Origin of the sequence: Aureibacillus halotolerans (genome assembly GCF_004363045.1) — a bacterium.
Lineage (GTDB): Bacteria > Bacillota > Bacilli > Bacillales > DSM-28697 > Aureibacillus > Aureibacillus halotolerans.
On the sequence record NZ_SNYJ01000014.1, the window covers coordinates 1 to 24575 of the forward strand.

At 45.6% G+C, this 24575-nt stretch carries 23 protein-coding genes; 20 read left to right on the forward strand and 3 right to left on the reverse strand.

Annotated features, from left to right (window positions below):
• The first annotated feature begins 279 nt into the window (after nt 1-279).
• From EV213_RS14760 to EV213_RS14785, 6 genes are all read left to right on the forward strand, one after another.
• A complete protein-coding gene (locus tag EV213_RS14760) occupies nt 280-498 on the forward strand; it encodes a hypothetical protein (protein WP_133581330.1) in 219 nt (72 codons plus the stop codon).
• Between the two features lie 392 nt (nt 499-890).
• Nucleotides 891-1406 carry a hypothetical protein gene (locus EV213_RS14765; RefSeq protein ID WP_133581331.1) on the forward strand — a complete coding sequence of 172 codons (516 nt, stop codon included), beginning with the start codon at nt 891-893 and terminating at the stop codon, nt 1404-1406.
• 236 nt (nt 1407-1642) lie between these two features.
• The gene (locus tag EV213_RS14770) at nt 1643-3358 is read left to right on the forward strand and encodes an SEC-C metal-binding domain-containing protein (protein ID WP_133581332.1); all 1716 of its coding nucleotides are present in this window, start codon (nt 1643-1645) and stop codon (nt 3356-3358) included.
• 189 nt (nt 3359-3547) lie between these two features.
• The gene (locus EV213_RS14775) at nt 3548-4591 is read left to right on the forward strand and encodes a YecA family protein (RefSeq protein WP_133581333.1); all 1044 of its coding nucleotides are present in this window, start codon (nt 3548-3550) and stop codon (nt 4589-4591) included.
• A gap of 46 nt (nt 4592-4637) precedes the next feature.
• Nucleotides 4638-4844, forward strand: a complete 207-nt coding sequence (locus EV213_RS14780; protein WP_133581334.1) for a hypothetical protein — start codon at nt 4638-4640, stop codon at nt 4842-4844.
• 17 nt (nt 4845-4861) lie between these two features.
• Nucleotides 4862-5119 (forward strand): hypothetical protein, encoded by a 258-nt coding sequence (locus tag EV213_RS14785; protein WP_133581335.1) that lies wholly within the window; start codon nt 4862-4864, stop codon nt 5117-5119.
• A 140-nt stretch (nt 5120-5259) separates the two neighbouring features.
• Here EV213_RS14785 and EV213_RS14790 read toward each other — a convergent pair whose 3' ends face one another.
• On the reverse strand, nt 5260-6627 hold the full coding sequence (locus EV213_RS14790; RefSeq protein ID WP_133581336.1) for a PTS transporter subunit EIIC: 1368 nt from the start codon (nt 6625-6627) through the stop codon (nt 5260-5262).
• A gap of 227 nt (nt 6628-6854) precedes the next feature.
• Here EV213_RS14790 and EV213_RS14795 point away from each other — a divergent pair, with 227 nt between their 5' ends.
• The 8 genes from EV213_RS14795 (at nt 6855) to EV213_RS14830 (ending at nt 17137) form a co-directional block, all read left to right on the forward strand.
• The gene (locus tag EV213_RS14795) at nt 6855-8057 is read left to right on the forward strand and encodes an enolase C-terminal domain-like protein (protein ID WP_133581337.1); all 1203 of its coding nucleotides are present in this window, start codon (nt 6855-6857) and stop codon (nt 8055-8057) included.
• 63 nt (nt 8058-8120) lie between these two features.
• Complete coding sequence (locus EV213_RS14800) at nt 8121-8339, forward strand: hypothetical protein (RefSeq protein ID WP_133581338.1); 219 nt, start codon at nt 8121-8123, stop codon at nt 8337-8339.
• A gap of 762 nt (nt 8340-9101) precedes the next feature.
• Nucleotides 9102-9821: a GntR family transcriptional regulator gene (locus EV213_RS14805; RefSeq protein ID WP_133581339.1), complete on the forward strand. Its 720-nt coding sequence runs from the start codon at nt 9102-9104 to the stop codon at nt 9819-9821.
• A 681-nt stretch (nt 9822-10502) separates the two neighbouring features.
• A complete protein-coding gene (locus EV213_RS14810; RefSeq protein WP_133581340.1) occupies nt 10503-12017 on the forward strand; it encodes an Eco57I restriction-modification methylase domain-containing protein in 1515 nt (504 codons plus the stop codon).
• A gap of 16 nt (nt 12018-12033) precedes the next feature.
• Nucleotides 12034-13140, forward strand: a complete 1107-nt coding sequence (locus EV213_RS14815; RefSeq protein ID WP_133581341.1) for a DUF262 domain-containing protein — start codon at nt 12034-12036, stop codon at nt 13138-13140.
• Nucleotides 13130-13813 (forward strand): MAE_28990/MAE_18760 family HEPN-like nuclease, encoded by a 684-nt coding sequence (locus EV213_RS14820; RefSeq protein WP_133581342.1) that lies wholly within the window; start codon nt 13130-13132, stop codon nt 13811-13813. Before EV213_RS14815 ends, EV213_RS14820 begins: the two co-directional genes overlap by 11 nt.
• Before the next feature lie 208 nt (nt 13814-14021).
• A complete protein-coding gene (locus EV213_RS14825; protein WP_243740189.1) occupies nt 14022-15077 on the forward strand; it encodes an ABC transporter substrate-binding protein in 1056 nt (351 codons plus the stop codon).
• On the forward strand, nt 15074-17137 hold the full coding sequence (locus tag EV213_RS14830) for an iron ABC transporter permease (RefSeq protein ID WP_133581343.1): 2064 nt from the start codon (nt 15074-15076) through the stop codon (nt 17135-17137). Before EV213_RS14825 ends, EV213_RS14830 begins: the two co-directional genes overlap by 4 nt.
• A 36-nt stretch (nt 17138-17173) precedes the next feature.
• On the opposite strand, the gene EV213_RS14835 is transcribed toward EV213_RS14830, so the two are convergent.
• Nucleotides 17174-17443: a YrhK family protein gene (locus EV213_RS14835; RefSeq protein ID WP_133581344.1), complete on the reverse strand. Its 270-nt coding sequence runs from the start codon at nt 17441-17443 to the stop codon at nt 17174-17176.
• A 30-nt stretch (nt 17444-17473) separates the two neighbouring features.
• On the opposite strand from EV213_RS14835, the gene EV213_RS20990 reads away from it, so the two are divergent.
• Together EV213_RS20990 and EV213_RS21230 are read left to right on the forward strand one after the other, a co-directional pair.
• Nucleotides 17474-17770 carry a hypothetical protein gene (locus EV213_RS20990; RefSeq protein WP_208112766.1) on the forward strand — a complete coding sequence of 99 codons (297 nt, stop codon included), beginning with the start codon at nt 17474-17476 and terminating at the stop codon, nt 17768-17770.
• Between the two features lie 131 nt (nt 17771-17901).
• A complete protein-coding gene (locus EV213_RS21230) occupies nt 17902-18804 on the forward strand; it encodes a methyl-accepting chemotaxis protein (protein ID WP_279512769.1) in 903 nt (300 codons plus the stop codon).
• Between the two features lie 110 nt (nt 18805-18914).
• Here the strand turns inward: EV213_RS21230 and EV213_RS14845 are convergent, their stop codons facing one another.
• A complete protein-coding gene (locus EV213_RS14845) occupies nt 18915-19268 on the reverse strand; it encodes a TM2 domain-containing protein (protein WP_243740191.1) in 354 nt (117 codons plus the stop codon).
• Nucleotides 19269-20155: 887 nt separating this feature from the next.
• Here EV213_RS14845 and EV213_RS14850 point away from each other — a divergent pair.
• The 4 genes from EV213_RS14850 to EV213_RS14865 all read left to right on the forward strand — a co-directional run bounded on the left by EV213_RS14850 (nt 20156) and on the right by EV213_RS14865 (nt 23949).
• Nucleotides 20156-20356, forward strand: a complete 201-nt coding sequence (locus EV213_RS14850) for a hypothetical protein (RefSeq protein ID WP_133581346.1) — start codon at nt 20156-20158, stop codon at nt 20354-20356.
• Nucleotides 20338-20889, forward strand: a complete 552-nt coding sequence (gene ssuE / locus EV213_RS14855) for an NADPH-dependent FMN reductase (protein WP_133581347.1) — start codon at nt 20338-20340, stop codon at nt 20887-20889. Before EV213_RS14850 ends, ssuE begins: the two co-directional genes overlap by 19 nt.
• Before the next feature lie 340 nt (nt 20890-21229).
• Nucleotides 21230-21949 carry a YebC/PmpR family DNA-binding transcriptional regulator gene (locus tag EV213_RS14860; RefSeq protein ID WP_133581348.1) on the forward strand — a complete coding sequence of 240 codons (720 nt, stop codon included), beginning with the start codon at nt 21230-21232 and terminating at the stop codon, nt 21947-21949.
• 218 nt (nt 21950-22167) lie between these two features.
• Nucleotides 22168-23949 (forward strand): M3 family oligoendopeptidase, encoded by a 1782-nt coding sequence (locus EV213_RS14865; protein ID WP_133581349.1) that lies wholly within the window; start codon nt 22168-22170, stop codon nt 23947-23949.
• Nucleotides 23950-24575: the final 626 nt, after the last annotated feature.

A 24575-nucleotide genomic window follows, 5' to 3' on the forward strand; every position in this document is an offset into this window, starting at 1 on the left:
TCCATTGTAAAGGGTTTTTTCATTGTATAACGACTTGTTTATTGAACATTCTTTGTATTTTTAATGATCAGTACCTTTTAATGCAACGCTAGTGAGTCAATTTATGAAGTCAGTGCGGTGTCATAAATCAGAATGTTTCAACTAAAGATAAATGTAAAATCCCTAAACGACAGTGGATTTAGCAAAAGTAGGTGAAATGTGATGAGAATTCACGATGAAATGTCGTCAATTCCCATGCCCCATATTGTGAGATATCTAAAATTACAAGGGTGGGACAGGGTGAATGATTTCCCTTCTGACAAACTAGTGGTATTTGAAGGACCCGAGGACATCACAGGAAGCCGAATTCAGGCAGTCCTACCCGCAAGTCCCTCTTATAAAGATTATCCTGTGAGAGTCAAAGAGTTGATCTATGCATTAGCGGAGATTGAAGACCGTCCGGTTGAGGACATACTTGTTGATGTGGCAAAATGTATATGTGCCATTAAGCGTCAATGAATATAAACTCGCATGCGACGCGCACCGTGATAATAAACGCATTCAGATAGAGGGAATCGTTGAACGGACAGGAAACCAGTGGAAGCTCATGGGGGCAGAACACTTTCGCGTTGAATAAGAATTTTCTAGTGACCTTTTACATTCACATGATGATAGCCCTCGACATGGTGCACGTACAGATTCCCCTGCTTATATGCTCTGTTGCGCTTTTTTTCTGCAAAATGATAGGATGTTCTTACAGCTATAGTCTGTGATAATGTCTAGCTCTAGCGTTTTCGAATAATAGCATTGATCTATATCTTCTAAAGGAACTATATCGTAGAGAAACATAGTGGTGTTATTGAGTACATGCTAGCGTATTAAAATTTGAGATTAAGGGGAGGTTGGTGAAGGTGGGTAAAGAAAACAAGGATCTCACTAATGAATTCGTTGAGGATGCTATCGGTATAAAGGTGTACAGATACCTTGAGTCCCTTCAAATAGATGAAAGATTCATGGGCGTTACTAAACAGCTTACGTCATTAGAATTGACTATTCAGAAGCTGAGTGAAAGTGTAGATAAACGATTTGATGCCGTAGATAAGAGATTTGATGATGTAGATAAAAAATTTGATGCCGTAAATAAGAGATTTGACGGTGTAGATAAAAGGTTTGATGCCATGGACAAAAGATTTGATGGTGTAGATAAAAGATTTGATCACATGGATGCAAAGTTAGATAAAATCGTGCACATGTTCGAACAATTATCGTATGATATCAACGAGGTGAAAACGGACGTTAAGCATATCCAGTCAGATAATAACACCTTAAGAACTCATTTAGAGGACAACATCGCTAAAACGGATGCTGTGCACGATCATGTGTTTCGCAGGAAGAAAATCTATTTTGAAAAAGACCGAGAAAACTAGAAGCGAAAAATGGCCAGTACATGACTATCTGTCGGCAGTCAGCGACTGAAGCATTTTCATATAGACAAACCAGTGTGTACATGGTTTGTTTTTTTAAATTCTTGAGCAACTGAGGTTAGGTGAACATTGGTTTTCTTTTTGCCCTATCTTAGCATTTGCGGCAATCGATGTTCTATGCCAAACTGTTGATAGACTGGTATCTAGATAACAGACAAATTAGGTGAAGGAGTGTGCCAATGAAAGTTCAACGAAATGACCCTTGTCCCTGTGGCAGTGGGAAGAAGTATAAGAAATGTTGCTTGCTTATAAATAAAGAATTCGTATCCCCTCAAGAGGTCCAAATGCTTTATCAAGGGGTTCGCAAAGAATTCTACGATCTTTTTAATACGTACACACAGCCGATGATCCTCGAGAAAGCCGATGAATATGCTGAAGAAGAGCACATGTTTACGGATATGCTTCTCTATCAGACGCATCACGAAACCAACCAAACGTGGCTTGAGCATTATGTGGAGAGGACGATCAAACGCATCTCATCGGAGGGGCTTCGTACCCTTTATCGCCGCTGGCCGAATGTCGTTCCATCCGTTCTTCGCGTCGAGACATGGGTTACTCATGCACGTGTGATCGGGACCGATCTTTTTACTGGGGAAGAAAAAACGGTTCAGCTGAATGCCCCTGTGGAGAAGGACCAATTAGGGAGTGATGCATTGCTTCTTGCCAATCTCATTCCTTTTGGCGATGATGGGTTGTTTATGGCTTTTGCGAATGAATGGTTCTTTGACAGGGAGGATTGTGCCCCGCAATTGGAAGCGTTGGAGGAAGACGTCCGGGGACGAAAGCAGGCTGACATTGAAGACTTCTTGAAAATAAATTATTCTGAGTGGGTCCTCGACCTGTTGAATCCAGTCGCAGATGAGGACGTTATACAATGGAATGATCCGAACCATGTGAAGGTTTTAAATTTGTATACAACGTATCGTGAGGCAGTGAAGTCTCCGATTGATGGGGACGGTGTCGTTGGGACCATTTTCTGGCATCGCTATTGCCAAAAAGAAGCTCCGCGTATTCGTAAACCAGAACGGTATGCAGCGGGCCTGCTGTATTTTACTGATGAGGGGTGGCCAATCGAAGGACAATCTGTGAGCAAGCAAGAGGCGGCTGAGGCGTTTGGTGTCTCTCTGTCAGCGGTCGCTGATGTGGAACGACAATTTCGCCAGTTTATGGATGATGAACTTGAGCATTCCCCTGATCTGAAAGTGGACATTGATATAAATGAGGACTTCGTGCATCAATTGTTTGGTCCTTCCCATGAAGCAAAACCGCAAGAGGATACTGAATCGAGACGGATTGTCATGGAAGTTCTGGAGCAACAAAAAGACGAGTTTGTGGAGCAATTGGCAAGAGAAGAACAAACGGTCACGAAAGCGCTCCGGATGAAAAATAAGGGACGTTTATACCGCTTGAAGGAAACTCATCTGTGGTTTGATTTAAAACAGCTTATTGGGCATCTATTGGTCGCCATGGAACGTTTTCGGGAAGCAGAACGGCATTATCTCGAGCTTCTTGACGCTGATCAAAGCGATCCGCTGCACATCCGATTGCATTTACTGCGAATGTATTTGCTTGAAGAGACATGGCAAAAGGCTCAGTCCTTGCTAGCCGAAGGACGAATGGATCGTCTAATAAGTGAGTGGGTTGGCATCTACATTCGTTGGAATATTGAAGACTCCCCGGAGATTGATGACGATGACGTCCTCTGTCTCCACGAGAAAAACCCGCGCATTGCCGAAGAAATGCTGGATTACCCGCAACTTAAGGCGAAAACGTCACAAGATGAAGAGCAGCTTGAGTTGGCGATCGTATTTAGCCAGTGTTTTGGCATGCTGTTTGAGAATGCCCCTGGTTTGTGTGACTACCTTGACAATCTTTTGACGGAACGAGCACAGTAAAAAACCATCCTTGCTGACGGAAGAGATCCCCTTGGCAAGGATGGTTTTTTCATTTTCATTGAACGCTATTGAAAAAAGCTGACCTGTTTGCCTTACCCACCACATTAGTTGCGACAATAGCCTCTCTATGCCACACTATGGAGAGACAAGCACCTAATTGACAGAACAACCAGGTGAAGGAGCGTACCAATGAAAATTCAACGAAATGACCCATGCCCTTGTGGCAGCGGGAAGAAATATAAGAAATGTTGCTTGCTTACGAAGAAAGAATTCATTTCCCCGCAAGAAGTCTACATGCTCTACCAAGGCTTGCGAAAGGATTATATTGAGGATTTTGAAGGCTATTTGTCCTTTATCGAAAATGAAAGTCCAACGGAGCCATTGAACCCAATGCTTCTCGAGCAAACCTTTATGGAGAGGGCACTCTATCATTCATTACCTGACTCAAAACGGACATGGCTTCAAGACTACATCGAGGGCACAGTTCATCAAGTGTCTTCGAAGAAGCTTGCTGATCTTTATCGGAGCTGGGCAACGGCTGTCCCTTCGCTTCTTCGAATTGAACAAGCGCTTGACGATTCTCAGTTGAGTGGAACGGATCTTTTTACAGGAGAAAAGAAGGTTGTTTTGCTGAATACTCCAATTGCCGGGGAGACACTGACGAACGGACAACTTTTATTCGCCAATTTGATTCCGTTTGATGACGAGCGTTTTATGGCGTTTGCAAGCGAATGGTTTCTGACATTGACAGATATCGGTGCAAATCTCGACGGCTGGCGCAAGCAAGTTGCAGGCAACAATGTCGCTGAGATTGAATCCGCCTTGATCTCCAATTATAGACTGATGGTGTACGATTTATTGCTTGGCATCACTAAGCAGCCGCTTACGTGGTCCGATCAATCCCATAAAGACGTATCGAAGCTGTATATGGATCATCGCTTGCAGGCGGGAGGTGCCATTGATGCTGATGGGAAAGAAGGCGAGTTTTTCTGGAACCGTTTCTGTGAAAGTGAAGCCCCTGTCATTCGTATGCCAGAACGCTACGCAGCAGGTCTCCTTTCCTTCATTGATGAAGGGTACCCTAAGAATTTGAATCCGTTGAGCAAGAAAGAAGCGGCAGCGGTTTTTGGGGCCTCAGTCTCAGGCGTTGATGCGGTCGAACGTCAATTACGAATATTTATGGACAATGAGTTGGAGTTGCTTCATTCACCAGAAAAACAAAGCAACCGTTGAGCGCCGCTTTGAATTTGACGAAGACTTCCATGACGATGACGAACCTTTGAGCTCCCTCCGCGATAGCCTTGAAGAAGATAGCTATCATCTCCAGCGACGTGTGAAGAGAGAAGAAGAAAACAACGTCACACAGGAGCTCAAGGACAAGCATAAGGAAAACCTTTGGCATGTGAAGAACACAGAGGAATGGTTTAATCTCAAGCTGTGGCTTGGGGATGTATTCATCGAAATGAAACGTTATCAAGAGGCATGACAAAGAGGATCATTTGCATGCAAAAGAGTATTTGCTTGAGTCCAAATGGGACAAAGCAAAGAAGTTACATCGCCCCTGTGACGAGACAATGGATTGAACTCTTTCTCCTATGGAAGGAAGTCGACTCGCCAGACATTGAAGAGAATGTCATTCTTCATCTCCATAAAGAAAACAAACATGTTGCTGAGGAGTTGTTGTTTCTCCCCCAGAGTCTGATCAACACGGAACAGAACGAACAGAAGCTTGCTGAAGCGGATGAATTTGTTGACATGTAGGACGCCCTTTTTGAGACAACCCCTGGAAAAAAGAAATTTATCGCGGATGTTCTTGATTATCCAATAGAATCGTAAACAAACATGCCTTGCATAAAGGAGACATTCTCCAATGCAAGGCATGTTTGTTTTGTATAAAGACTCTATTCAAGAACCCCTTCGCGCTTGCGCATCGTCGCAAACGTAAGGGCAAATGCCACACCAATCGCAATGATGATGCCAATGACGGCATACATAAAGTACGGACCGACATAGGCAACGAGGCTGACGATACTGGATAGAATGTAGCCATAGATGCGAACGCCGAACAGTGCAATGAAGATGGAGGCAGCCATGCTTCCGACGGTACAAGCGATAAAGGCACGACGGTTTTTGATCAATACCCCAAACAGTGCAGGTTCGGTAATGCCGAGCAAGGCAGAAATGGCCGCTGAGAGAATAACGGACTTCTCTTTCTTGTCCTTCGTCTTGAAGAACACAGCCAACGTGGCCCCACAAATCGCCATGTTCGCCATAAACATCATCGGCATCAGCATGTCATAACCGTTGTCGACGAAGTTTTGCAGGGCGATTGGTGTCATCGCATGGTGCATCCCAAAGACGATGGCAATTGGACGAATGCCGCCAACGACAGCACCGGCAAGAATAGACGATACCGCAAACAGCCATTCAATAAAGGCCGCGAGTAAATCCCCAACATACGCACCTAAAGGACCGGCAACGATGAGCGCGACTGGAATTGCGATAAACAGCGTCAATGTTGGTGTGAACACCGTACGAAGAGCGTTTGGCATCCAACGATCGACATAACGTTCAATGTAGCTTAACGCCCAGACAGACAAAATAATCGGGATGACCGTTGCGGCGTAACTGAGGACGGGCACAGGCAGTCCGATAAATTGGTATTGCGCAATTTCCCCGGCCTTGGCCGCTTCCATGAGTGATGGATACATAAACCCACCGGCCACGGCGATGGCCAAATACTGATTCGTTTTGAAGATTTTGGCGGCTGATGCAGCTAGGAAGAACGGCAGGAAGTGGAAGACGGCACTGGCGATCAAGTCTAGGATAATCACCGTGTCGCTTTCCTCGTTCAGGACATTCAGCGCGATCAGACCAGCAAGAATCCCTTTGATCATCCCCGCACCAGCGATGGCTGGAACGATGGGACCAAACACGCCAGAGACGACATCTAAAAGGCGAGAAAAGAGGCCTTTTTTCTGACCAGAGGATGATGACGACGCTTTGTTGTCTTCTTCTCCTGTATCGCCAAGCTCGTCCATCAACGCGGTGTGCACCTTTTGCACATGGGTGCCGATGATGATTTGGTACTGATTGTTGTTCACTTGCTCACCCATCACGCCGTCGAGGTTTTTGATTTGCGCATGATCGATTTTGTCAAAATCATGCAGGTCGAGACGCAGACGTGTCATGCAGTGCCAAGCCTTTTTAATATTCTCTTCTCCGCCAACGTGACGGATGATGTGTTTCACCAATTCTTGTTCCTTCATGTGATCATTCCTTTGCTGCGAATTCATGACTCATCGTAGCACACGAGTGGCTGTTGTGAAAACGGTTAATAAAACCAATGAATTTGTGAAATCCTTTTATATCAAGGTTTCATTTAAAATTGGTATGGTATTATAGCGGTTTTCATAGGGATAATATGACCAAATTGACGGCATACTATTCTCTATGATTAAATGAGACCGAATCTTAATGTAAAAAGGAGTCTCACATGACCAATCCAACCATCATTACGGATGTAACCTGTGTCGTCACGAACCCGAAACGTCATAATCTTATCGTTGTGAAAGTATCGACGAATAAAGGCATTACCGGTTATGGATGCGCAACGTTTCAACAGCGCCCTTTAGCCGTTCAAACGATGGTCGAGGAATACGTAAAACCGCTCGTCGTTGGGCGATGTGCGGATGATATTGAAGATATGTGGCAAGTCATGCAAGTGAACGCTTACTGGCGGAATGGCCCTGTCATGAACAATGCGATTGCCGGCGTCGATATGGCGCTATGGGACATTAAAGGCAAGCTCGCTGACATGCCGTTGTACCAGCTGTTTGGCGGCAAATCGAAAAGCGCGATTGAAGCCTATACGCATGCGGATGGGGAAACGTTAGAGGAACTGTTTGCGAACGTCGACGCGTTGAAGGCGCGGGGCTTTCGGCATATTCGTTGTCAGATTGGCCTTTATGGAGGCAAGCAAAAGGAAATGCATTTGCCGAAGGAGCAGCGGACAGGGGCTTACTATGATCCTGATCAATACACCGCGACAATTGTCTCGATGTTTAAGGCGTTGCGCGAACGTTATGGCAATGAGCTCCATTTTCTACATGATGTCCATGAGCGTTTGACACCAAACAATGCGATTCAGTTTGCGAAGGACTTGGAGCCGTATAAACTCTTTTTCTTGGAGGATGTTTTGCCGCCAGCCCAAAATGAGTGGTTGGCGCAGCTTCGTGCCCAGTGCAGCACACCAATCGCGACAGGGGAGCTGTTTAACAACCCGGCTGAGTGGACGTCGTTGATTGTCAATCGTCAAATCGATTACATCCGCTGTCACGTATCACAGATTGGTGGCATTACGCCAGCGCTGAAATTGGCTCACTTATGCGATGCCTTTGGCGTGCAGCTCGCTTGGCATGGCCCATCGGATATGACGCCGATTGGTGTAGCCGTGAACACGCATCTGAACATTCATCTGCATAATGCGGCGATCCAAGAGATTCAGGAGGCAGATGACAATACGCGTGCGATGTTCCCAGGAAGTGTCGAGGTCGCCAACGGCTATATCGAACCAAGCGAACGCCCCGGCATTGGCGTCGAGTTTAATGAAGACATGGCCGCGGAATGGCCAGTGATATACCGCCGCCACGAGTGGACCGAATCCCGCTTGCCGAATGGGCGGATTCATACGCCGTAAAAGTGAGAAAACCCCTTAGCCGAGCTAAGGGGTTTTTGGGTGGTGAGGGAAGGGAGCTGAGAAGTGCTCAAAAAAAGGCTTGGTGCGCGCGGGGAAGAGATGCAGTGCTCGAACGGAAGTGTGGTGCGCGAAAAACGTACATTGGTGCTCGGAAATCCGGTTGGAGTGCGCGGAAATAGGCTTGGTGCGCGCGAAAATGGAGGTCGAGTGCTCGAACGGAAGTGGAGTGCGCGAAAAACGTACATTGGTGCTCGAAAATTAGGTTGGAGTGCGCGGAAATAGGCTTGGTGCGCGCGAAAATTGAGGTGCAGTGCTCGAACGGAGGTGTGGTGCGCGAAAAACGTACATTGGTGCTCGAAAATCCGGTTGGAGTGCTCGAAAAAAGGCTTGGGGCGCGCGAAAATGGAGGTCGAGTGCTCGAACGGAGGTGTAGTGCGCGAAAAACGTACATTGGTGCTCGAAAATTAGGTTGGAGTGCTCGAAAAAAGGCTTGGGGCGCGCGAAAATTGAGGTCGAGTGCTCGAACGGAAGTGTGGTGCGCGAAAAACGTACATTGGTGCTCGAAAATTAGGTTGGAGTGCGCGGAAATAGGCTTGGGGCGCGCGAAAATTGAGGTCGAGTGCTCGAACGGAAGTGTGGTGCGCGAAAAACGTACATTGGTGCTCGAAAATCCGGTTGGAGTGCGCGAAAAAAGGCTTGGGGCGCGCGAAAATTGAGGTCGAGTGCTCGAACGGAGGTGGGGTGCGCGAAAAACGTACATTGGTGCTCGAAAATTAGGTTGGAGTGCTCGAAAAAAGGCTTAGGGCGCGCGAAAATTGAGGTCGAGTGCTCGAACGGAGGTGGAGTGCGCGAAAAACGTACATTGGTGCTCGAAAATCAGGTTGGAGTGCGCGGAAATAGGCTTGGTGCGCGCGAAAAATGGGCGTGCAGTGCGCGAACCTCATGGAAAACCTCTTGAAGAAGGCCAAAAATGCTCGACTGAACCTTGGCGATGAAACGCTTTTCCAATATACTTCAATTAGATAAGAAAGGAGCGCTCAGACGATGCGGAAAAAAGAATTCATCTCGGAGGACTTGCTGAGCAAAATTTATCAAAACAAATACCGTCCTGGTGAAAAGCTTCCGCCTGAGCGTGAGCTTGCGATCCAGTACGGCGTGTCACGATACACGATTCGTGAGGCGTTAAAAAAGCTGCTAAACATTGGCTGTGTCCGCACTGTGCAAGGGGCTGGCATTTATGTCACTGGGTCAAATGAGCGAAATCCGCTCGTGTACAATTCATTGACGGAGAAGAAATTCAAGGACATTGATTCTCATATTGTGTACTTAAAACAGGTTCCTGCCTCTCCACAAATGGCGAAGCTTTTTGATTTTGTAGAAGAAGGGGAGACCCTTTGGGAGTACCAGCGTGTGCGGATTGTCGAGATGCAAAAGATGCAAATTGAAACGACTCGTTTGCCTGTGTCCTATTTTCCCCAGCTTGACACGTCGGTGATCGCTCAGTCCGTGCATGATTTCGTTCAGCAGCAAGGCTATCAGATTTCCCATTTTATGACCACGTATCGTGCGGTCAATATCTCGAAGGCACAAGCCGAGATGCTTAATTGTAAAAAAGGCGTCGCCGCCATGGAAATCCTGAACCGCGGCTTGCTCGATGACGGCCGAGTGTTTGAATACAGCGAGCTGATTAACCTTGATTATGCCTGTACGTATTTCACACCGTTTAACTCGAGCCGCCATCAGGTGCGAAAGGATGGATACTGAAAATTCAAGGGTTGTGCAGTTATTCAAAGTTAAATAGGTACACGTATTTGATAAATATCGTGATTCTAGTGAGTAATCGAACTCCTTATATAATCTCAGAGTAGGCACATTAGATATTTGAATGAGAGTTTGCTAATTGATGCGATATAAACGTGAATTGGTTTAGACAATAAGAGTGTGATACTTATAAAGAGGCTGTTGTCGGCGTTTAATATAAAAAATATAAAATAAATTGGAGGAACTTAACTAAAAAAGTGTTTGAATTTTATTTTGAGTTGATTTATTATGAAAATACAACTAAATAGGAGGTGTTATGAATGCCGAGATATAAGGCGAGAGTAAAATTCAATGTTTCTTTGAAAATTGATTTTTGTCGCGCTTTATTAATTCTTCTGTTGCTCAAACAGTTTGTATTGGGTTAGAGAAGAATTCCATCAGTCCTTAGAGATGATTCTCATAAAGGGGCTGATGTCGGCTTGAAATATAAAATATGCAACTAGTTGAGGATTGTAAACGAAACGTTACCCTCTATAATCTCCTTAAAACAACCTCCCTCATGTACATTTAACTCTTCAACACGACACAACTTCTCAAAAGTTTTAATTCCCTTTACTCCTGCCCCAACCGACATATCTTTGGTAAAATAACCTTATCCGTTGTGGATTAGGTGGTGAATTCTAGATGTCTACACTAGCGTCTTATGCTGAACGAGCAGCAGTTGTACTGAATCAAGACACATCTCGTTCGAACAAAAAAAATAAAGGTCAATATTTTTCGTCTCTTCATTTGGCGAAAAAGATGGCGGGTTTTGTTGTACTTGAAAATGGTCACTTGAAGGTCCTAGATCCCGGCAGTGGGAATGGCATTTTAATTGCGGCCCTTTGCGACCGCATTATTGAAGAGTCGCTTGCCGTCCATCTTATCGTCGATGTTTATGAATTGGATACTGCACTGACCTCTGCTCTCGATCAAACCTTGACGCTTTGTCAACAAGCGATGGAATCTCGGGGGTTATCGTTCTCCTACCGAATTTACACTGAGGATTTTATTCTTCATAACAAGCACGCCGTTTCTCAACATGTAAAATCCCTTAACTATGACCTTGTGATTAGCAATCCACCATATTTTAAAGTGAAAAAAGATCATCCTTATGTTGAGATTATGTCTGATTATGTTTTTGGGCAGGCCAATGTCTATTTCATGTTTATGGCGCTTGCTGAAAAGATGACGAGGAAGCATGGGCAAGTTCTATTTGTGACGCCTCGTAGTTATTGTTCGGGAGTGTATTTCAAGAAATTCCGACAGCTTTTTTTCGCTGCCATTGATCCACTGCAATTTCATCTTTTCACCTCACGTAAAAAGATCTTTGTTGATGAAAAAGTGTTGCAGGAAACGGTCATTTTCAGTGGGATAAAAAGAGAATCTACCATGACACCTGTCAAAATCAGTTCGTCATTCGATCCATATGACAAGCAGAAACATGCTCCAATTAGATTGTTGAAATCTGTATTGTTTCAAGAGAAAAATTTTGCGCTGAAGTTACCTACCTCTCAGAGAGAACTTGAAGTATTGAACATGTTTTCTGGCTGGACAAATTCTCTTCATGAGATGGACCTTTCAATCTCTACTGGTCCAGTGGTGACATTCAGGCATCGGGCGTATATTCAACCATTCTCGTTTACAGAAACGGCTCCACTACTCTATATGAGACATATTAAGGAGTCGATGGTTTCGTTTAATGAAACTGAATGTAATGAAGGCGTCGCACTCGACAGCGCATCAGATAAGTTGCTACTTGCTGCCTCCAATTTCATTCTCATCAAACGATTCTCAGCCAAAGAACAGAAAAAAAGAATCGTATGTTCAAGCTACATCGCTAAGCATTTCCCATACAAAAAAATAAGTATGGAAAATCATGTGAATTATATTTATAAAATGAACGGTGAACTATCTGAAGAGGAAACACTTGGTTTGGCTGCATTCCTTAGTTCAATGACCTTCGACATCTATTTTAGGATGAATAACGGAAATACGCAGGTAAATGCGTCGGATCTCCGTGCCATTCCGTTGCCAGATGAGTGGTTTTTACGTGATATTGGAGTGAAACTCTTGAACGGAGAGGTGGATTATACTGATATTGATATTCTTATTTATCGGACGTACGATAAGGTGCTTGAAGAAATAGAAGTTAAATAGAGGAGGGGACAATTCTATGGGGTTGCAGGAAGAGATTGATCAAAAAGCTAAGGAAATTCATACAGACAGTTACACGATGTCCATTGGTGAGTTAATGAGCATTTATGAATCGGAAGAAATTGACATCCATCCGGAGTTTCAACGCGTGTTTCAATGGTCGGATGACCAAAAATCAACGTTTATTGAATCAATATTGCTCGGTATTCCAATCCCTCCAATTTTTGTAGCGCAAGGAGAAGATGGCATTTGGGACGTGATAGACGGGGTACAACGTTTATCAACTATTTATGAATTTACAGGTTTATTTAAAGATGACGAAGGGATACAAGTCGCCCCTAGCACAATGACTCAAACCTCCTTACTCCCATCCCTTGAAGGAAAAGTATGGGAGGGAGAAAGCGAAAATGCTTTTACAAAAGAACAAAGGATTAATTTCAAACGAGAGAAACTTGATATAAAAATCATAAAAAAAGCAAGTGATCCTGATGCGAAGTATGAGCTTTTCCAGAGACTAAACACAGGTGGTAAAAAACTTTCACCACAAGAATCCCGTGATTGTTTAATCATTATGGAGGACAAGCCATTCTTCTATAAAATCAAACGACTTGCTGATCATGGGGCATTTCAAGAGTGCGTACCGCTGTCAGATCGTTTGAAGGACCAGAAGTTCGATGTTGAACTAGTGACCCGTTTTATCGTATACCGTTCTGATGAAATTAAAGCCATTCAAGGCAATGAAAACGTTGAGAAATTTTTGGATAAGTCGATTTTGAATATCATTCATCATTCTAAGGGTTTAGGTAGTGAAGTAGAAGCTTTCAAGAAGACGTTTGACTTTTTAAATCGTACGTTAGGAGAGAAAAGCTTCCAAAAATATTACGCTGATTCGGAAAGGTTCAAAGGAGGTTTTAAATTAGGTCCATACGAAGCTATAATCGTTGGATTAAGTGAGAACATTGATGATTATATAGCGAACTATGATGAAACGACTTTTGAACATAAAATTGTCGAAATGTACAAAAGTGAAAATTATAAAACCATTATGGGTAAAAATCTCAGACCAATTGCTCGTATGAAACAATTGATTGCCAACAGTAGGGACTTTTTTCATCATGAAGATTAAAACAACGGAGGATTTGCAATCAAAATTAGAAAAAGATCTTTCTTGGCGTAAGAAAGAATTAACGGCTTTGCGGATGGCGATTGAGGAGTCTGATTATGCAACAGTCAATATCCATATCCGTGGGGGGATGCTCTTGCTTTATGCCCATTGGGAAGGATTTATAAAGAAAGCAATAAAAGTGTACCTTATGTTTTTAAATGAGCAAAACCTTGATTGCGGACAAGTCGCGGACCATTTATTATTTTTGAAAATGAAAAGTGCTCTGCTGCAAGCATCAAAAGATGGCTCGAAGCGGCTGTTGCCCTATGTCGATGTCTTTCACGGCGTATTAACTAGAAAGTCGGGGGAGACCTTTAGAGTTCGTCCAGAACATATTAGCACGGAATCCAACTTAAACTACGGCGTGTTGATAGATCTTTTGTTTTCAATTGGCGTGAACAAAGCGCCTTTTGAACTTAGAAAAAATTTTATTGATTATAAGCTAGTTGATAAGCGAAATGGCATTGCTCATGGGGAGCATATCATGGTCGTTCGAGATGAGTCTGAGCAAAAGGAAGAGACTGAAGATTTTATCAGTATTTATGAAGTCATCCTTGACCTCATTGACACGTTTAAAGATGCACTTTTAACTGCAGCTGTTCAACGGACATACTTAGCACGTGCTGGATGTTGACGTTTTTTATGTCAATGCTCTATAAAGACAGAGCATTTGAGCCCTTTGGTCAGAAAAGGGCTTTTTCCCATGTGCAACCTTACCTTTCCCTGAAAAACCAATTGACAAAAAAACGGTTCAGAGATAAAATCAACACATGAGTGATAATGAGAACCATTATCATAATCGGTATAGACAATCTATGTATAACACACATACGGGGGAGCGAATGATGGTGAACGTGAAGCTGAAAATGTCAGTCTTTTTTATTGTTTTTATGTTGATTCTTGCGGGATGTGGTGGCGGTGCAGCCACTTCTGGTGAAAGTGAGGATCAAGGCGAAGCAACCACTACAGAGGAAACAGCTTCTGGTGATGAAGCTGAAGCGAGTGCAGACGCTACGGATGCGGCAGCGACTGGACCAATTACAATTGAGCATAACAAAGGCGAAACGACGTTGGACAAGCCAGCAGAACGTGTGGTTGTGCTGGAATGGTCATTTACGGAGAATCTCCTTGCTCTAGGCGTTCAACCTGTTGGAAATGCAGACAGTGAGGCATTTCCATTATGGGTGGCCACAGAGGAGCCACTTGGTGAGGATGTAACGGATGTTGGGACGAGAGCGGAACCAAATCTGGAGACCATCGCTTCATTGCAGCCGGATTTGATTATTTCACTCGATTCGTCGCATGATGCGGTGTACGATCAGCTAAACGCAATTGCGCCAACTCTTCAGTTTAAAGCGACAGGGTCAGACCTAAATGCGTATGACTATTCTATCGAGGTCTTTAATAAAATTGCAAAGGCTGTAGGCAAAACGGAAGCTGCAGAGACTTACTTGGCTGAGCTACAACAAACGTATGATGACGCGAAGGCGACGCTTGAAGAAGCAGGCAAGGCAGGATTGCCCTATGTGATCACTCAGGCGTTTACGAGTCAAAATAGTGCCTCACTCCGTTTGTTCAACCAAGATGCACACATCGTGCAAACGCTTGAGAACATCGGCTTGGAAAATGAATGGGTCACTGACGAATATATTGACTGGGGCTTCACGACATCTACGGTTGAAGCACTTCCGGCGATTCAGGATACGAACCTTATCTACATTGTGCAAGATGACGACAATGTGTTTGAAACGACGTTAAAAGGCAATTCGATTTGGGAAGGCTTGAATTTTGTGAAGGAAGGACGCACGTACCAAATTGATGGCTCGACATGGACCTTTGGCGGCCCAACATCCTCAAAATTTCTTGTTGAACGTGTCGTGGAGGCGCTGACACAATGAGTGTCGCTTTAGGCAAGAAATCACTGATAAAAGCCATACCTTTTCGGTTGGCAGCGATTTTCGGGGGCGGTTTATTCGCCCTCGTTCTTCTTATGTTTGCCAGTCTTTGCATCGGTGAAGCTCCAATTCAAGTCGGCACCGTCGTTGATGCCCTAATGAATCGGCAGGACACGATGGATCACAACCTGATTTGGGACATTCGTTTACCGCGAATGGTGCTTGGGCTTTTTGCTGGTGGAGCGCTTGCGGTTGCTGGGGCGTTGTTGCAAACGATCACACGTAACCCACTTGCTGCTTCCGATACGCTTGGCATCAATGCGGGGGCATACTTTATGGTCGTCCTTGGTACGATCTTTTTTCCGAGCGTTTTGCAGGCTTCCCCATTTTTGATCGCTGTGCTTGGTGGAACAGGGGCGGCAACGCTGGCGTTTGTGATGGCAGGCGGACCAACGGCCAATCCTATTCGGCTCACGTTGGCTGGCATGATCGTGTCCCTTGTCATTGCATCGCTCACGAGCGCACTGCATATTTTTTTCTCCGAACAATCCAAGTCTCTGTTTGTCTGGGGCGCAGGGTCGCTGAGTCAGATCAACTGGGACGGGGTGCTCTATGTCTGGCCTTGGATCGTTGGGGGCATTCTCCTCGTGTGGCTTTATAGTACACAGTTTGATATTTTACGAATGGATGAGGCAACGGCCCAATCTCTCGGGCAAAAGGTGAAACGGGTAAAAATGACGGGACTCGTGCTGGCGATTCTATTGGCGGCGATCGTCGTCAGTGTCGTTGGACCGATTGGTTTTGTTGGGCTCGTGGCTCCTCATTTGGTCAAGCTTGCCGGCTTACGCACGTATCGTGTCATGATACCAGCCGTTGTCCTCTGGGGGAGTGTCCTCATTACGGGTGCGGATGTGCTTGCGCGTTTCGTGCGTAGTGGAAGCATGGGCGAGCTGCCTGTAGGTGCGGTGATGGCCATTATCGGCGCGCCATGGCTGATTTGGTTTGTGATGAGAAAAATGCAAGGTCTTTTCAGCAATGTCGGCAACGTGTCGATGAGTGTCGGCTCCAAACCCCTCCGTTTGCCATTTAAACGATTGTTCATTGGAGGAGGTCTTGTCATCGTGGCGCTTATTCTCGTGAGCATGACGATAGGGGCGACCCAAGTTCCATTGATACAGCTTTGGAAAAATCTCATCGGAGCTGGGGCAGAGGATCAATTTTCGGTGCTCTTAAATCTTCGCCTACCACGAACATTGGTGGCTGCGGGGGCTGGTGTGGCGCTTGCGGTGAGCGGGGTTCTTATCCAGAGCTCCGTGCGTAACCCACTCGCTGACGCGTCCATCGTTGGGGTGACGTCTGGTGCAGGGCTTGCGGCATTGCTCGTCATGGTCGTTTGGCCGGAGTTACCATCAGCATTGCTTCCAGTCGCAGCGGTGATCGGTTCGGTCGCTGCCGCGGCGATTGTGTTTGGCTTGGCGTGGCGAAGAGGCATGCATCCGTCGGTTTTAATTTTGCTCGGTATCGCGGTGTCAGCTGTCGGTGCGGCTGGCATCCAGGTGTTGATTATCCGCGGGGCGATTTACGGCAGCTCGGGCTATGTGTGGATCACTGGCTCCACCTATGGCCGCTCTTGGGATCATGTCATGATCATTGCAGGCTTTCTCGTCGTGCTTTTGCCGATCGCGCTTATGCTAGCCAGACGGTTTGATTTGCTCGTCTTTGATGAAGACAGTGCGTCTGGCCTCGGGCTGAATGTGCAGCAGACACGGTTGTGGGCCATTCTTGTCGGTGTTCTCTTAGCTGCAGGAGCGGTCGCTTGTGTAGGCACTGTCGGTTTTCTTGGGCTGATCGCACCACATGCCGTGCGCGTGTTGATTGGACACAATACGAGGCAGTCCATTTTGCTATCGTCCTTGCTCGGCGCCTTTTTGCTCGTCATGGCCGACACAGTCGGTCGGACGGTCATGGCGCCAACGGAAATCCCTTCAGGCATATTGATTACGCTGCTTGGTGCGCCTTACTTTCTATATCTTATGGCACGTAGCCAACGACATAGTGCATAGATGCATAGAAAAACGCTCCCAGTTCGGGGGCGTTTTCTACTGTTCATTATCAGTCACTTTTTTTAAATGAATGTCATGAACGAGGCGAATCGTCGGGCGAATAAGCAGTAGTGCACTTCCGACAACGAAAAGCCAAGTGCCAGCGTCTATCAACGTGTCCTTGAAAAAGAAAAAACTACCAATAAGAAAAATAAGACCGATTAAAAAGTCATTGATCGTGTACAGCACCTTGTAACGCTTTTTGAAGAACAGCTCATACCGACCAATGCGGTGATCAAATGGATGGTTCTGTGAATGATTTGCCATGAAAAATCCCTCCATAGTAGGTTTACCCACTTGAAGGATGAGGTAATCTTTAATGGTTTGTGCCGCGAAAATCGGTCATTTGTGCGCGGAAAGTCGATGGTAGTGCGCGAAAACCTATGGTGCCCGCGCGAAAATCAAAGGTTTTTGCGCGAAGTAGAGAAAGTGCGCGAAAATCGGTCATTTGTGCGCGGAAAGTCGATGGTAGTGCGCGAAAACCTATGGTGCCCGCGCGGAAATCAAAGGTTTGTGCTCGAAAAAGAAAGAGTGCGCGAAAATCGGTCATTTGTGCGCGAAAAATGGATGGTAGTGCGCGAAAACCCAGGGTGACTGCTCGAAAATCAAAGGTTTGTGCGCGAAAACTCAATTCGTCAGTGGTTCAAAGAGTACAAATGGGCTGGATGTGGTATAGTTCATATGACCTAGGTAAAAAGTACCTTAGTCTTATAAGGAGGATGAGAATGAGCGTTACGGTGAACTGGTCAGATTCCATATTGTTAAAGGCGTTGGAAACAAATGTTGCTGTGATTCGCTTTACTGTGGATCGACGTGTAGAGCATGTGAATGATTTGTTTGCTCGAGCGATGGGGTACACCACTCAGGAAATGATAGGCATGCACCACCGTGAGCTTTGCTTTTCGGACTTTGCCTATAGCAAGGATTACGAAGTTTTTTGGCAGGAGTTGCTTGCAGGGAACAGAGTGCAGGATAAAATTAAACGCAAAGGCGCACAAGGACAACGCTTGTGGCTAGAAGCAACCTATATGCCTGTCTTGGATAACGAAGGCAACGTTGTTGGGGTGACTAAAATTGCGACCGATATTACGAAACGAGAAGAAGCGGTGAATCGCATCGCCAGCAGCCTACAACAAATGGCAGAGCAGTTGAACGAGCATGCCTCTCTCGGAAACAATCAGAGCGAGAAGCTTCTAAAAAGCTTTCAGCAGATGTCACAATACCTTGATGAGAATACATTGGCTCTTAAAATGTTAACAGCCAAAGCAGAGAGCATTCATAACGTTGTGAAAATCATTCGTGCGATTTCTTCGCAAACGAATCTGCTTGCGTTAAATGCAGCGATTGAAGCGGCAAGAGCTGGGGAGCATGGGCGAGGGTTCAATGTGGTTGCCCAAGAAGTGAAAAAGTTAGCACATCAGGTGGATGACTCCATCGTCGGTGTGCGTGACAATATAGACGACATGACGAAGGAAGTGGAGTCGCTCTCAAAAGGAGGGGCACGGGCCATTCTTCTTTCGAAACAAAGTCAGCAAGATGTTCAAGAAACCCTCTCCGTCTTCGAGACCATGTCAACGAATGCAGAGCTATTGGAAGAGCAGGCTAAGCAATTCAAGCAGATCATCTAAATGATGAATGGATATAAGATGCATTAAAAGCCCCGCAAACGATCTGCAGGGCTTTTTTCATTTAAGAAAACAGGCACCAGTATAAAGTGCCTGTTTTCTCGGTTAATGACTCAAACGGCCTTATCGCTACGAGTGGCGATAATTTTTCTTGCAATGCCTTCTTCTACTTCGCGATTGTATTTGTCAACCCATCCACTTAGTAGCAAAGCGTCGACAAACCACCAGATGCCTAGTGCGAAAAAACCAACTAAGCCAACAACAAAAATGAGTAGGATCCAGGAAGTGATGTTCAGCAAGAGCTGGCCAATTCCGACACCCGTTCTTCCCATGTAAAAATGATGAACACCTATCGAGCCTACAAAGAACCAAAGCAAGTACGCAACAACCTTGTCCTTCCCATAATTCTTTACCTCTGATTCAAGAAGCATAAGCTCTCGAGTATCCAGGTTATGCTTTGCACTCACAAAATCTCCCCCTGTTTTAACTGTAGTGATACGACGTGAGTACGCTATGGTTCTACCGAGAATTGCAAAAAGCGGCGCATCATGAGATTGCCAACAATCATGTTTGAACCAAATCGTGGTGTTTGTGACCCCAGTTTTATACCATTAAGTATATCGGCGATTTCCAGAAAAATTTAACAACACTTTCTCATATTTAGCACTTTTTTGAAGGGGGTTTTCTTGAAATCGTAGGAATAAAGGTTGATGTACAAGGAGAAATGCAGCGGCAGCCTAGCCTAAGGGACTACTTTGCTACGTTCGGGCACACAACGTCGATTTTCGGTCACTTTATGGTGATTTTCGGACACTTAGGCATGAATATCGGGCACATTGCATCGGTTTTCGGTCACACAACTACGTAATGTATTGCAAAAAATGTCGAGCATTCTTTTGAAAAAGGTGGTTGACGAATGCTAGTCCGTTATACTATTATTAATCCTATATAAAAAGTTGGTTTAAGTGCACGCTTGTACTGATCAGACCTCTGAAAGTACAGCTCCCGTCTTGAATGGGTAGCTGTGTGGGGGCGATCGGTCAGGCGTGCATTTTTTATTTCATAGGAGATAGGGGTGCTCGACATGGGACGGTTACGATGTAGGCAGGATGTGCCTGGGCACATCCTGAACGGCTGATGAGAACCATTCGCTTTTGCCTTGTTAAAGGATATGGCAACCAAGGCTTTGCGTGTAGATGAGATATCCAGCCTGATATTGTTTGATGACAAATGCTTTCTTCTTTTGAAACTTCGCCTTGTCCAGTGCTTAATGTGGAAGGCTTTCTCGCCTTGATGTGTACAAATAGAATTTCCCATACATTCATTATGGGATAAAAAAGGGAGCGAATGAACAATGATGAAAAACAGACTGCGTGAAGCGGTCGAACAGAAACGGAAACGTTTGATACAGGAGATCAGCGTTCTGGTGGATACTTCAACGGAAGGGTTGGATACGCTGACGTTAACCGACTTGGAAGTCGAATATAGAAGCGTTAAAAAACGGCAGCTTGACTCTACACGAAAGGATGACGATCAATGGCAAGCATTACATTAATATATGGAGGAAACACACGTAACTCCAGGGTTCATGGACTTGTGGACCGAGCGACGCAATTCTTTCAGACGAAGGGCATTACGTTACACACGATTTATGTGCATGAGCTGCCGGCGGAGGATTTGCTCACAGCCAATTTTGCGAACCCGGCGTTTGCTGAAGCCCATAAAAAGGTGGACCAATCTGATGGTGTCATTGTAGTGACACCAGTGTATAAATCGTCATACTCTGGCATTTTAAAAACGTATTTGGATCTACTCCCGCAAAAAGGCTTGGAAGGGAAAGCAGTGTTACCGCTCGTGGTTGGCGGTACGTTTGGTCATCTGTTAACGATCGATTATGCGTTGAAACCAGTGCTGTCCTCGCTAGGCGCGACGACTATTCTCAATGGTGTGTTTGTGCTCGACAAACAAATTGAACGCAGGGATCAGCTAGGCTTTCATATTGAGTCGGAAGCTGCTTCGCGGCTTGATGAAACCTTTACGCTCCTGCAGTTAGAGATAGAGAGAGTCTACACGCCATTGGCCCAATGACAAACGAAGATTGACCTTTGCCCTATCACGGCCCCCCGCGTGAAGGGCTTTTATGTAGTCTTTGTGTAAACAAACGGTCATATAATGTACAGGGAAATTATCAACGAGGTGATTCAACATGAAGGAGAAAGATGTGGACGACCGTATCAATGAAACAATTGAGCAAGGGCGTTCGTTCATGTTAACTAGACGCGGAAAGATGCCAACTACAGCCTACTGAAAAAACCTTGCCTCCTAATTCCTGAATATTTATTACGATCCCTTTTTTGAAAGCTCCCTCCCTTTTCATGTATACTTACACTATACAAGCTTAAGAAACATTGAAAGAGAGTGTTCAGTGATGGGACGTAAATGGAACAATATTAAAGAAAAGAAGGCGTCTAAGGATGCCAATACGAGCCGTGTGTATGCGAAGTTTGGCCGCGAGATTTATGTTGCAGCGAAAAAAGGCGAGCCCGACCCTGAGTCAAATCAGGCGTTGAAGGTTGTGCTTGAACGTGCCAAGACGTACAGCGTGCCAAAGGCCATTATTGATCGCGCGATTGAAAAGGCGAAGGGCGGCACGGAAGAAAATTTCGATGAGCTGCGCTACGAGGGCTTCGGTCCAAGTGGGTCAATGATTATCGTTGATGCCTTAACAAACAACGTAAATCGAACGGCGTCTGAAGTTCGGGCGGCGTTTACGAAGAATGGTGGCAACATGGGCGTGAGTGGTTCTGTGGCGTATTTGTTTGATGCGACAGCCGTTATTGGTGTGGAAGGTAAATCGAGTGAGGACGTGCTTGAACTATTGATGGAGGCGGACATTGATGCCCGTGACATCGTGGATGAAGATGGAGCGGTGATTATTTATGCGGCGCCGGACGAATTTCATGCGATTCAAGAGGCGTTGAAACAAAACGGTGTAGAAGAGTTTACTGTCGCAGAGCAAACAATGCTTGCTCAAACAGAAAATGCCCTTGATGCTGAGGCAGAAAAGCAGTTTGATAAACTCATTGACGCACTTGAAGATCTCGAAGATGTGCAGCAGGTGTATCATAACGTGGATTTAGAAGGATAATAGAGAGGGCATAGTGTCTTGTTTGCAAAGACGCTATGTCTTTTTTTGTCTTATTTTCGGAACATTTTTAAGGTTCGTTGAGGAAATTTTAGGGAATCAATCAGGTGAAGTATTTTCCAAACGGTTTTATCATTTTAAACAGCGTTTGTAGCTTTACGTCATCCAAAGATCAGTAAGCAGAATTGAAAAAACCACATTCAGAAAAGGAGAGGAAGAATATGACCTACGAAATGACGTGGGACATTGAGACGTTTTTTGCTGGGGGAAGCGACTCGAAGGAATTTAGTGCCTATCTCGATCAAATCAAACAGGGCATTGAACATATCCAGCACGTGCCACCAGGAGCGCAAACGTTCGAAAGCTTTTGTCAGACGATTGATCAGTTTTCTAGCCTGCACACCTCTCTTCGGGAAGCGTTCGCATTCACTTCCTGCCTTGTTGCTCAGGACATGACAGACGAAAAGGCGAAAGCGTTGCAAGGTCAGCTTGTCACGCTGAATTCACGGGCAACGAATGCCTTAACCGTTTGGGAAAGTTCACTGACGACGATTGGTCAGACCACATGGGATGAATGGATGAGGTCGGAGGAACTTGGGGCCATTGCCTTTCCATTGAACGAGATACGAGAGACGCGTGCTCAGAAATTGTCAGATGCAGAAGAAACGTTGATCAATGCTCTGTCAATGAACGGCTATCAAGGCTGGGAACTTCTATACAATACGCTTGTGCAGTCAATCCGTGTGCCGTTCGAGGAAGATGGACAAACGACGTGGCTGTCTGCCGGACAAGCTGCGAATGCGTTGTCTTCTCCAGATACAGAGGTGCGTGAGCGGCTCTTTGCCTCATGGGAAAAAGCATGGGCGGATAAAGGAGCCTTTTTTGCGGAAACGCTCAATAATTTCGGTGGCTTTCGCCTTCAGGTGTATGGGGCGCGGGGCTGGGATAGCATTATGAAGGAACCCTTGCAGCACAATCGGATGAAAGAAGAGACCTTGGACGCAATGTGGGGTGCGATTACGAAGCATAAACAACCGTTTGTTCAGTATTTGCAGCGAAAGGCAGAGTTGCTAGGGAAAGCAAAAATGGACTGGCAAGATGTCAATGCCCCGCTTGGTGAAAACAAAAAGGATTGGAACTATCAAGCTGGAGCAGAATTTATTCGCAGGCAATTCCACCAGTTTAGCGAAGCCATGGGCGATTTTGCAGAACATGCCCTTAGTGAACGTTGGATTGAGGCAGAGGACCGTGACAATAAAAGGCCGGGCGGATTTTGTACGACGTTTCCTGAAAGCAAAGAATCGCGCATTTTTATGACATACGCAGGAACGGCATCCAATGTCTTGACGCTTGCCCATGAGCTTGGCCACGCGTTTCACAATTATGTGCTCCGAGATCTACCGCTGTATCAACGTAGCTATTCGATGAACGTTGCTGAAACAGCTTCTACTTTCGCGGAGATGATTGTCACGGATGCCGCTGTGAACCAAGCCTCTTCAAAGAATGAAAAAATGGCCTTATTGGATGACAAGCTTCAACGCAGTGTTGCCTTTTTCATGGACATTCATTCGCGCTATTTGTTTGAAACGCGGTTTTATGAGGAGCGTAAAAATGGTTCCGTCCCTTATCAGCGCCTGAATGAGCTGATGGAAGAGGCTCAACAAGAGGCATTTGCTGGTGCGATCGGCAAAACGCATCCTCATTTTTGGGCATCTAAGCTCCACTTTTACAACACAAGCGTGCCCTTTTATAATTTTCCATACACGTTCGGCTACTTGTTCTCCTTAAGCGTTTACGCACGCGCTCAAAAAGAAGGCAAAAATTTTGAGGAAAAGTACATGGATCTGTTAAGAGACACGGCGTCCATGACGGTCGAGGATCTTGCGATGAAGCATCTACAGGCAGATATCACGAAAGAAGCCTTTTGGGAAGAAGGCATCGCACTTTGTATAGAGGATGTTGAAGAATTTCTTGAATTGACGGAAGGGGAATCCGCGGAGTAGCGTGCGAAATTGCTTGAAATCAGGCTGGAGTGCTCGAACGGAGGAGTAGTGCTCGAAAACAGTACAATAGTGCGCGAAAATCAGGTCGTGGTGCGCGAAAAAAGGTTGGTAGTGCTCGAAAATCGGCCTTGAGTGCTCGAACGGAGGAGCGGTGCGCGGAAATCGTTCATTAGTGCGCGAAAATTAGGCCGGAGTGCGCGAAAAAAGGTAGGAAGTGCTCGAAAATCGGCTGTAAGTGCTCGAACGGAGGAGCGGTGCGCGAAAACCGTACAATAGTGCTCGAAAATCAGGCCGGGGTGCGCGAAAAAAGGTAGGAAGTGCTCGAAAATCGGCATCGAGTGCTCGAACGGAGGAGCGGTGCGCGAAAACCGTTCATTGGTGCGCGAAAATTAGGCCGGAGTGCGCGAAAAAAGGTTGGTAGTGCTCGAAAATCGGCCATGAGTGCTCGAACGGAGGAAAGGTGCGCGAAAACCGTACAATGGTGCTCGGAAATCAGGCCGGGGTGCGCGAAAACTGGTAGGAAGTGCGCGAAAATCGGACTCGAGTGCTCGAACGTTAGAGAAGTGCCCTACAATTCATCAAAAGAAAGAACGTGCCACCCGGCACGTTCTTTCCGTACGCTCCGC